General features: G+C 32.4%; 8 protein-coding genes. 6 read left to right on the forward strand and 2 right to left on the reverse strand.

The annotated features are described in order from the left end of the window. Window positions 1-62: 62 nt before the first annotated feature. The 6 genes from WCG23_04865 to WCG23_04890 all read left to right on the forward strand — a co-directional run bounded on the left by WCG23_04865 (window position 63) and on the right by WCG23_04890 (window position 8,399). Window positions 63-944: a M15 family metallopeptidase gene (locus WCG23_04865; GenBank protein MEI8389201.1), complete on the forward strand. Its 882-nt coding sequence runs from the start codon at window positions 63-65 to the stop codon at window positions 942-944. 72 nt (window positions 945-1,016) lie between these two features. Beyond that, window positions 1,017-2,582, forward strand: coding sequence for a 5'-nucleotidase C-terminal domain-containing protein (locus WCG23_04870; protein MEI8389202.1), 1,566 nt, complete (start codon window positions 1,017-1,019; stop codon window positions 2,580-2,582). A gap of 64 nt (window positions 2,583-2,646) precedes the next feature. Continuing rightward, the gene (locus tag WCG23_04875; GenBank protein ID MEI8389203.1) at window positions 2,647-4,662 is read left to right on the forward strand and encodes a transglycosylase SLT domain-containing protein; all 2,016 of its coding nucleotides are present in this window, start codon (window positions 2,647-2,649) and stop codon (window positions 4,660-4,662) included. Window positions 4,663-4,678: 16 nt separating this feature from the next. Continuing rightward, window positions 4,679-5,845, forward strand: a complete 1,167-nt coding sequence (aroB, locus tag WCG23_04880) for a 3-dehydroquinate synthase (protein ID MEI8389204.1) — start codon at window positions 4,679-4,681, stop codon at window positions 5,843-5,845. Between the two features lie 15 nt (window positions 5,846-5,860). Beyond that, on the forward strand, window positions 5,861-6,727 hold the full coding sequence (locus WCG23_04885) for an alpha/beta fold hydrolase (protein ID MEI8389205.1): 867 nt from the start codon (window positions 5,861-5,863) through the stop codon (window positions 6,725-6,727). A 73-nt stretch (window positions 6,728-6,800) separates the two neighbouring features. Further along, complete coding sequence (locus WCG23_04890) at window positions 6,801-8,399, forward strand: 5'-nucleotidase C-terminal domain-containing protein (protein MEI8389206.1); 1,599 nt, start codon at window positions 6,801-6,803, stop codon at window positions 8,397-8,399. Window positions 8,400-8,406: 7 nt separating this feature from the next. On the opposite strand, the gene WCG23_04895 is transcribed toward WCG23_04890, so the two are convergent. Beyond that, a complete protein-coding gene (locus tag WCG23_04895; GenBank protein MEI8389207.1) occupies window positions 8,407-10,347 on the reverse strand; it encodes an AMP-binding protein in 1,941 nt (646 codons plus the stop codon). 225 nt (window positions 10,348-10,572) lie between these two features. Continuing rightward, entirely contained in the window at window positions 10,573-11,268 is a 696-nt protein-coding gene (locus WCG23_04900) for an acylneuraminate cytidylyltransferase family protein (protein ID MEI8389208.1), read from the reverse strand. Window positions 11,269-11,507: the final 239 nt, after the last annotated feature.

Raw genomic sequence — 11,507 nt, forward strand, 5'->3', positions numbered from 1 at the left:
AGACGTGAAAAAAGAAAATTTGTTCTAAACTTTTAACTTAACTGAACACTAGTTATAAAAACATGATGGACGCTCTCGTCAAAAAAAGTGATAATCAAACAAAACAACAGGCTCAAGATAACTTTTTGAAAGAACTTCTCCTTTCAGACGCAACAGATGACGGACAAGTAAACGGAAGTGTTATAAATAAAAAAAATCTAACGTCTTCTCAAGATAAAAAGGATTTAAATAATTTTTATAAAAATGAAAATAACAATAATTTATTACAAATTCTTCTTAACTATTTGTCGAGTTTAGACAAACAAACAGCAGATGGAGAAACAGAACAAATCGATACTATAGACAACAATTTACAAACAGACACGCATATGTCTTTTGAAGATTTGATGAATTTATTAGTAAATTTATATAATTCTCAAGAAATAGGTCTCAATGGTATCGAAAATAAATTTATTACACCTTATTTTAAAAAACGTAGTTTACAAAATGATAAAATAAATGTTCAGCCGTACAATCCTACAGCAAGCGCGGCTTCAAACGGGTCAATTATAAAATTCAATCAGTCAAAGAATCTCGGCATCCCTCTCGGAGGAGGGAAACTTTTAACGGTAAAATGTAAATCAGGAGCAAAATTCAATGTCAACGAAAAAGTTGCTCCCCAATTTCAGGGCTTCATAAACGAACTTGAAGCAATGGGCTATAAAATAAAACCAGGTTCGTCCGGTGGCTTTAATTTCAGAAAAATAAACGGTTCAAATAATTACAGCCAACACGCTTATGGCAACGCTATAGATATCAATACTGCTGAAAATGCTATCGGAAAGAACGGAGATCTTCCTCCAAATATTGGTGAAATAGCTGCTAAATACGGTATTTCATGGGGCGGAAATTTTAAAAACAAAAAAGATCCTATGCACTTTGAAGTAGCCGAACTCCGCAGTTAATTTTAAAAATAAAATTGTTTAATAAAAATTATCCTTTATAATTTTATTAATTAGAGTTGCAGAGTATATTTTATGCGTTGTAAAAGATTTTCAACAGTAATTTTCAGTGTCTTTATTGCTTTAATTTGTTGTACAAATTACTCTCCGGCTGATAATGCGCATTATCTTACAATTATTCATACAAATGACGTTCATGGTCGTTTAAAGCCTATTGATTATGGGATAAGACATGATGTCGGCGGATTTGTCGCACGTGCAAATCTGATTCAACAATTTAAATCTCAAAACAAAAATGTTTTAGTACTTGATGCAGGTGATATAGCACAGGGGACTTTGTTTTTTAAATTTTTTAACGGTGTTCCTGATGTAAAATTTATGTCGGAAGCGGGATATGATGCAGCAGAGCTGGGAAATCATGAATTTGATAAAGGACTTGTGGTCGTAAAAAACATGATTGAATCGGCAAATTTTCCGTTTTTATGTTCAAACATAAGATTTTTAGACAATCCTGCACTTCAAAAAGAAATTAAACCATATATTATAAAGGATTATAACGGATTTAAAGTGGCAATTATAGGGGTTATAGCTCAAGATTTAAATACACTGGTCGGCAATTATACTGATTTTAAAACAATAGATCCGATTGAAAGCACAAAAAATATAGTTAAAGAAATAAATTCAAAAGTCGACTTTATTGTAGTTCTTTCTCATACAGGCTTTGAAGAAGATATAAAAATTGCAAAAGCTGTTCCTGAAATAAATGTTATAGTCGGAGGACACAGTCATACATTTTTGAAGCAGCCTAAACAAATTTTTCACGGCAAAACGGAAACTTTAATAGTTCAAGATGGAGAATTTGGAGTAAATATAGGACAGCTTGATTTAAAATTTGAAAATAAAAATATAGAAAAATATAATTATAAAAGCCTTCCTGTTAACGGAAAAGATGAAAACAAAGTTTTTTCAGAAAAAATAGCAAACCTTTCACAGGAAATTGATTCTGTTGCAAATCAAAAAATCGGACAAATAAATACACCTCTTGATGCCGAAAGAAATAAAATTAAAAGTCGGCTGACAAATGCAGGTACACTTATTGTTAAGTCAATGAAAGCAAAATGTCTTGATTCTGACATTGTTTTGCTGAATGCCGGCGCAATAAGAGCAAATAAATCTATAGAAGCAGGTTTTATAACAAAATCTGATATTTTTCAATTATATCCCTTTGATGATACTGTTGTAACCGCAGAAGTAAAAGGCAGTGCGATTAAGTCTATCCTCGAGACAAGCTCAAAAGAGTTGCCAAAAGCTTCAGACTCATTTTTACAGTCCTCAGGGCTTGAATACAGTATAAATACGGCAAATTGTCCCCAAATCCTTTCAAATAATGGATTATATATTTTGAAAGAAGGGGAAAGGGTTTCGGACATAAAAATCAACGGAAAACCTTTAATAGCGGATAAATATTACAAAGTTACAATGAATGACTATATTTTTAGCGGCGGAAACGGTTATTCGCAGTTTAAAAATTCAAAAAACATAAGAAAAACAGATATATTAGTTCAAGATGCCATTGTTGATTATATAAAAAAAAATTCTCCTATTTCGGTTGAAGTGGAAGATAAGATTAATTTATACTAAACTAAAATCACAAATTCAAACGAATCCCTGTATAAAAAATTAAAATTTAAAAAGGTAATTATTAATGAAAAATATATCGAAATCAACAATCCTGTTTTTTCTTATAGGACTTGGATTGTTGGTTCTTACATTTATAAAAAACCCCGGTTTTTTTGATTTTCAAAATATTGAAAAAGCAAGAAGCCTTTATAGAACAGCTAGAGAATACCAGAAAAACGGCGAATACAAGAACGCATTTTATACTTACACCAAAATATCTTCCGGTTACCCTGCTTATGACGCTGTATTGTTTTATCAGGCAAAATGCGCTGTTGAACTCCAGGATGAAAAAACAGCGATTTTAAAATTTAAAAAGCTATTATCAAACTATTCTGACAGCCCACTCGCTCCTCAAACAAGTTATAATTTGGGTCAGGCATACATAAGAACCAAAAGTTATTCGGAAGCAGAAAGCCAATTTGCTGAAACAATAAAAAAATATCACGGAACAGACTTTGCTATAGGCAGTTTTTATTATCTCGGACAGGCAACAAAAGAGAAAAACAAAAAAGCAGCAGCGCAATACTGGCTAAAATATATAGAATTAGCACCTTCTGGACGTTTTGCCATGGATTGTTACGAAGAATTGAAGCATTTACCCTGCAAATATTCCTCTATACAACTAAAAGAAATTGCCATAGCTCTTTATAATGATGAAAATTATACAAAATCAATTTTTTATCTTAAGAAGGTTCCTCTAAAATACAGCTGGTACTATCTTGCAAAAAATTATGAAGAACTTGGCGACAAAAACAAGGCACTTTATTTTTATAAAGAAGGTTTAAAAAAATCTTCTTCGGATTGCGAAAAAAGAGAAAATTTTGAACAAGCAATGCAATTTTATGTTTCATCTGATTCTGAAGGCTTAGATAAACGATGGGATGATGTTTTAGGATTTTCAAACACAGCAAGAGACTTTGCGTTGTTTCACAAAGCGCAGATAACACCTAAAAACAAGTCTCTTAAATATTATTGGGAAATAATTAACAAATATCCTAAAAGCAACTTTGCTTCTGAAGCATTATGGAACATTTTTTGGGATTCTTACCTTAATAAAAGAGATAATTATGAATTAGCAATAAAATTAGGTAATAACCATATTTCAAAATACGAAAATACCAAAGCTTCTCCTGCAATTTATTTTTGGTTGGGGAAAATATATGAAAAAAGAAACGAAAAATCTAAAGCATTTTATTATTATCAAACAGTGCTTTCTAAATATCCCGACAGTTACTATGCTTTCAGGGCTGATGGAAGACTAAAAGCTCTAAAAACAGGGGTTGATCACGGATGGAGAACAAATTTATATAACAGGATTCCGGAAGACCGGACTGAAATCAAATTACCTTATTCCGGCGGAGAAATAACAGGATTATATGGCAAACAGGCACTGGAATTAATAAATGTCGGTGATTATGAAACAGTTTTATCCTTTTTAAAAGATGATGCGTTTCTGGAAAGCTGGATAGACCTTCAGAACGGAATAATATCAAGGTCGATAGTTATCGCAAGAAACAAAATGGATAAGCTCTCCGAAAAACCAAATTGGAATGACGCCAGATGGAAACTTCTTTATCCCGTTTATTATCCTGAAAATATAAATAAAAATTCGGGATTAAATGCTCTTGACCCTGTAATAGTCCTTTCTTTAATGAAAGAAGAAAGTTATTTCAATACTTTTGCCCTTAGTTATTCCAACGCAAGAGGTCTTATGCAAATTTTACCCTCAACGGCAAAAGATATAGCAAGATGGAAAAATCTGGGAAGCTACAGCGGTGTGCAATTATTTGATCCTGATATAAACATAAAGCTTGGTACAGCTTATTTAAGCCATGTAAAAAGTTCTTTGCACAATAATATGCTTTTTGCTGTTGCTGCTTATAACGGAGGCCCTCATGCAGTAGAAAAATGGCTTAATGCTAACCCGAACAGAGATACTGATGAATTCATAGAGAATATTCCTTATGAACAGACAAATACTTATGTAAAAAAAGTTTATAAAAGCTACTGGAATTACAAACAGATTTATAATTTAAGATAATTGAGAATTTTAAAATATGGCTTCAGATAAAATGCAAACAGTAAAAGTTAAAATCCCTGTCCAACAGGAATATTTTTATCCGATTATTATCGGAGAAAATCTTCTGAATAAAATCGGGGAGCTTGTCAAAAGATATTCGCAAGCCAAAAAGCTTCTTATAGTGACCAATAAAACAGTTTATCCTATTTATGGCGAAAGAGTAAAAGCTTCTTTGACAGAAGAAGGGTTTGAAATTGGTTTCGTTATTCTCGAAGACGGTGAAAAATACAAGAATAGTCAATCACTTGAACTTATCTGGCGAAAAGCTATTGAATTTAAACTTGAAAGAAAAGATGCCATAATAGCTCTAGGCGGCGGTGTTGTAGGAGATATTACAGGATTTGCGGCCTCTACTTACTTAAGGGGAATTGATTTTATTCAAATTCCTACCACTTTGCTCTCTCAAGTTGATTCTTCAGTCGGAGGCAAAGTCGCAGTCAATCACACGCTTGGAAAAAATCTTATAGGCAGTTTTTATCAGCCTAAATTTGTTTTAACCGATATTTCAACTTTAAAAACTTTACCTGAAAGCGAGCTTAAAGTAGGACTCGCTGAAGTAATTAAATACGGGTTGATTGAAAAATCATGCAAATTGAAAGCAGAGGGCGAGCAGCCAAGAAGCGGTTTAAGCCCCCTTGATACAAATTTTCTTGAATATTTAACACAAAACAAACAAGCAATATTTGCTCTTAATATTGATATTATCCAAGAACTTGTAAAATATTGCTGTGAACTAAAAGCTGCTGTCGTAAACAAAGATGAAAAAGAATCAGGATTAAGAGCAATTCTTAATTTTGGACATACCATCGGGCATTCCATCGAAAAATGTTCGAATTATGAAAATATAAACCACGGTAATGCAATCGCAATAGGAATGAAAGGGGCTTTGTTCATAGCAAAAGCAAGAAAACTTATTGACGAAAATTATTACAAATCCTGCATTCAAATCTTTGATTTATACGAAATGAATTATAAAATTCCCGAATTTATAGAACAAGAAGCGCTTTATGAAGCCATGCTGGGTGACAAAAAAGTTTTGTCGGGAAAAATCAGATTTGTTCTATCAATAGAAGAATCAAAAGTTGATATTTTCAATGATACAGATAAAGAAACGATTTTTGAGGCAATAAAAACACTTTATTAATTGGAGGATTTGGTTTTGTTAAAGAAAAATTCAATAATTAGATCCATAATATTATTTTTGTCGGGAACAATTCTTTTTTGGGGCGTTGGCTCAATTAACCTGAGCCTGATTGAAAAAAACATAGTTTATAAACCATCAAATCAATTATTTAAATTAATACCTCAACTTGCCTCAAAAGCAGAAGAAAGAAGTTTTCTTTCAAAAGACGGGATAAAAATATCTTATATAAGAATAAAAGGAAATGAAAAACTTCCGACAATTCTATTTTGCCACGGTAACAGCGGAAATATGACACGGGATGACAATCAAAATAAAATTGAATTTCTTGTAAAACAAGGTTATGAAGTTTTTACGTTTGATTACAGAGGGTTTGGAAAAAGCAGCGGAGAAGTCGATGAAAAAGGTCTTTACAAAGACTTAGACGCGTTTATTTCTTATTTAAACACTCAATATAAAATACCCTCCAATAAAATTGTTTTATGGGGGCATTCTCTGGGTTCTGCCATAGTAATTGACGAAGCCTCAAAAAAGAAATTTGAAGGTGTGATTACCGAAGGAGCCTTTACCAGCGTTGAAGATATGAAAAATTACAGGATTGCACATAAAAGAAACGGAAATCCTGTTCATCTTTTTATAAGAGATTTTCTTTTCAATAGTATGCCTATTACTCAGCAATTCAGGTCTAAAGAAAAGATAACAAAGATAAAATCCCCTATGCTTATTATTCATGCACAAAATGATGAAATGATTCCTGTTGAAATGGGGAAAAAACTGGCTGAACTTAAGCCCGATGCGCAGACTTATTTTTCAAAAATCGGACATCACTGCGATTATGGCTGGCAAAACAAGCCTATTCTTGAATTTTTAGAAAAATTGCATTAAAAACATAAACTTCGTATAAAGTTTTGTAAAACAATAGAAAACAAAATATCAACTTTTTTTTTCAGGGTTTTTTATGCAAATAGAAGATGTGAGAGAAGAAAAGATTATGTTGAAAAGTTTGTCAGGGAATTCAGTAGCATTTGGTGCTATTAACTATGAAAACAAAACAGCATCGGGAGAAGTAAAAACAAAAACCGCGTTATTTGGCGTAACCGATATACATGGCAACTTTTCGGCAATGTCCAGATTAGTAACTGCCTCTAAAGAATTTACACAAAAATATAATTCAACTCAAAGAGATACTTTTAAAATATCATCGGGTGATATAGGTTTATCTTCAAGTGAAGACAGACAAAGGCACAGTCTTGATTTTCTGAAAAAAATAGGAATAGATATAGCTACCCTTGGAAACCATGAATTTGATGTTGGTTCAGCGAAACTTGCAAAAATAATTCTGGAATCACCGATTAAGTTTGTCTCTTCAAATTTTGATGTACCGGTAGACAACCCCTTGCATGCTTTAATGTCCAAATGTAATTTCCCTGACAATAAAGATTCAACGAAAAAGATTTTTAAGTCATATATTGAGACAAAGCCTAACGGAGAAAAATATGGTTTTATTGGCTCTTTACCGACAGATATGGATAAAGTTGTAACTGGGTTTGAAAAATTAAAAATAAACGTCTTTGATTTTGATAAAACAAAAAAAGCACTTGCAGAAGAAATTAATAACCTGAAAAAACAGGGAATTAATAAAATAATTTTTGCGTCCCATCTTAGGGATCAACAAGATGAAGAAATAGCCAAAGACAAAGAAACTGCCGGAATAGATGTTATCATCGCCGGTCATTCTCACAAAAAAATAGAAAAAGTCGTCATGTCTGCCGCCAATGAGCCTGTAGTAATTATGGAAGCAGGAGAAAACGGGGCTAATTATTCAGAAATGGAAGTGGATTTTGACAAAAACGGAGTTATACAAAAAGCTGTCGGAGAAGTCAAAGAAACAAAAATCCATAAAGAAGATGCTGATTTCGAAAAAGAAACAAGTAAAAAATACGGAAGCAAAGAGCCAATAGGACAAATAATTGATGGTATAGGTTCAACAGGAACAGTAGACGAAAAAAACGCAGCTATGTCAGGTATTGTTACTGATATATTCAAACAAGAAACGGGCGCGCAGATTGCTTTTACAAATATTTCAGCTTCAAGAAAAATCCCTGACGGTTCTATTAGTGCAAGAGAGGTAATTACAGAAATATTTCCGTTTGAAGAGGCATTGATTAAAGTAAGGTTAACAGAGAAAGAACTTATCGAGACTCTAAAAATCAGTGCTGAACAACCTAAATTCAATATGATGCTTCAATCGTCAGGATTGAGATATACAATAGATTTGAACTCGCCTCAAAAGATTAAAGATGTAAAAATAGTAGATATTCAAGGTAAACCTGTTGAATCTTTGAATGCCGAAAACCCGTCAGACAAAAAAACTTATACGGCCGTTTATGTAAAAGGTTTCTTATATTCAGGCGGCTTAGGGTATACAAGCCTTAAAGATAAACCAATAATTCAGGAATATTCGAAAACCTTTAACGATTATTTTATTGATTATGTAAAATCCCAAAAAGAGTCAATAATATTAAAACATCATGAAAGTTTCTCTATAATAAAATAATTGTTAATCACTCGAACATTTCTTGAATTAAACTTTCATAACGCTTCTGAATTTCATTTTTACGAAGTTTCATTGTCTGCGTCATTAAACCGTTTTCAATAGTAAAAGGCTCATTAAGTATCTTAAAATATTGTATTTTCTCAAAAGGTCTGTAATGCGGTCTTGATTTAACGCATTCCGTCAAAACTTGTTTAAAAAGTTTTTTAACTTCAGGCTTTTTCGTTATTTCAGAAGATTCATGATCTTTGATATTGCGGTTTTCAAACCATAATTTTATTGATTCTTCGTTAGGAATAACTAAAGCACCCAAAGAATCTTTATCTTGCCCTACAAGCATAATCTGGTCGATAAAAGGGCTTTTCAGACAAGCTTCTTCTATAGGTTGCGGCTCTATATTTTCTCCGTTAGACAATACTATTATATCTTTAGCCCTTCCTGAGAGTACAAGCTCACCGTTTCGAGTAATCCAGCCCAGATCTCCCGTATTTATCCAACCGTCCTTAGATAAAATTTTATCAGTTTCCTCGGGGTTTTTGTAATATCCGCTCATTACTTGCGGACCTCTGACCAATACAACACCTGTTTCGTTATTTTTCACAGGGATAAGTGTTTCAGGGTCAACGATTTTTAATTCTGTTTCATCAAGCGGTCTTCCTACAGAGCCTCTTAGGTTTTCTTCCAGCGAATTTGCTGCTATTCCGGGGCTTGTTTCAGTTAAACCGTACGCATTTAAAAGATTTATTCCTATGATTTCATAAAAATCATCAAGATGTCGCGCAATTGCACCGCCGCCGGTTATTCCCTGATACAAATTACCTCCGAAGACAGACCTGATTTTATGGTAAAGGGATTTGTCAGCAAAATTATGGATAGGACGAAGCAAAGCAGAAATAAATAAAGCATTTAATCTCGAAACCAAAGAGGCATTGTGATTGTAAATGTCGGCATTTTCAGCCAGTCTCTTAAATTTGATGTACATTTTGCTAATTTTTAAACAAGATTTTATAAAGTTTTTCTTCGATAGAGACTGTTTTTCAATTCCTGCGGTTATTCCTGTATAAAAAGCCTCCCATAATCTTGGTACAGAAAAGAAACAATCAGGTTTGAATATTTTTATATCATCTTTAAGATTAAGCAAATTTGTATAAGCAAGAGTCCCTCCGCTGGCGAGAATACAATATTCGCCCGTTCTTTGATAAGCATGCCATGTCGGTAAAACAGAAAGAGAAACATGTCCTTTTACAAATTTTATACGAGATAAAAGAGCTTTTATCTGGTATAAAAAATTACCATGCGTTAACATTACTGCCTTAGGGCTGCCTGTTGTTCCTGAAGTATAAATAAGTGTAGCAAGATCATCTTTTTTGATTTTAATAGGATTATGCAAAGAAGTTTTTCCGATTTCTATAACCTCATCAAGCCTATAAACAGGAATTTTTTCTGTAATAAAACTGGAAATATCTTCATCTGAAAGGCAAACAACAAATTTTAATTCTAAATTTATCAGATTATCTTTTAATCTGGAGATTACGGAAATATTTTCAGCAATTAAACCTACACTATCACTGTGTTCTAAAATATATTTAAGTTCTTCATCAGGAGAAGCAGCACCTCTTACAGCATCAACAGCACCGGCAAATAAAATCGCCTGATCGGAAAGTATCCACTTAGCTGTATTTTCCGAAAAAAGAGAAACATGTTCACCCTTTTTTAAACCCAAAGATTGTAATCCATAGGAAAAAAACTTTATTTTTTCGTAAAATTCTTTATAAGTAAATTCATAACCGGAATATTTATCTATAACCACTTTAACATCAGCATATTCTACAGAATAAGACTCCCATAACTCTATTATAGATTCTGCTTTTTCATCAAAAAAAACTGAAAATTGTTTTGGAGTGGTTAATTTTATTTTATTTTTATTATTTTTTCTTGTTGATGTACGCATTTTCCGGTCATTCTCTCAAGTTGCATTTTTTGTGTCATCTGTATTTTCAGCAAAGATACTAATTGTATTGTCCTCTATATAGTACACAAAGGCAAATCTTTTTATAATACTCAAAGTAATAATTTTTTATATTTAAATATAAAATTAAAATAAATTATCTATTTTTATTCAAAATATTTACAAATAGAGAAACACCAAAAGAAAAAATTATTTTCAAACTGATTATTAATTCGCTGTTAATTGCTTTTCAAGCAATATTTTTTCTGCTCTGGCAAAATCTTCAGGGGTATCAATATCTACAGATGCTTCCATTTCAAAGATACCGACATTTTCACCAAGGAAATCCCCTGTTTCTCTTAAAGCATCTATTCTTATAGCGTAAAAAGCCCCTGTTTCATGGTATATATCTTCCATAAGATGACGCTCCTGGGTTCTTGGTCTAAAGTGATAATCATAAATAGCTGTATTTTGACCGTCAAAACCTTTTTTCCACAGAGGCATATTTTTTCTTAAAAGAGATCCGCCAAAAATAGAATCCTTATCAGAGTTTATTAATTGTGTAAGTGCCGCATCAATTAGTTTTTCATCTCTTGTCGGGCAAGTTGGCTGCAATATAACGACAATATCAGGAACATATCCGGTAAGTTCAAGTTTTTCAAGCACATTTATCATTACCGGAGCAGTTTTTGCAGTATCAATAGCAAGCTCATAAGGTCTTTCAACAACTTCCGCCCCATAATCCATTGCTACTTGTGCAATTTCAGCATCTTCTGTTGAAACAACCACCCTGTTAATAAGTTTTGATTTCAAACCTGCTTCTATTGTATGCGCAATAAGAGGTTTTCCGGCTATCATTTTTATATTTTTTCTTGGAGTTCTTTTTGATCCGCCTCTGGCAGGAATTATTCCGAGTATTTTCATTTAAATCTCCTTTTATTAAAATAAAATACTAAGAGCCTATCTTGCTAAAAATATAAAAATTCAGATATATAAGCTTTTAAGGCTCGTTTTAGGGACTGCGGTTAAAATCATAAACGGCTTGTTTGACAAGGCGATTTTGATTTTAACAAGACAGCTTCTAATATAATTTTAATTATAATTTATTTTTTGTATTTAAAAACACTAGCAAAAATATGATTTTTATTTTTTAATATAAAAAG

This window comes from bacterium, assembly GCA_037147175.1.
Classification (GTDB): Bacteria; Cyanobacteriota; Vampirovibrionia; order Gastranaerophilales; family UBA9971; genus UBA9971.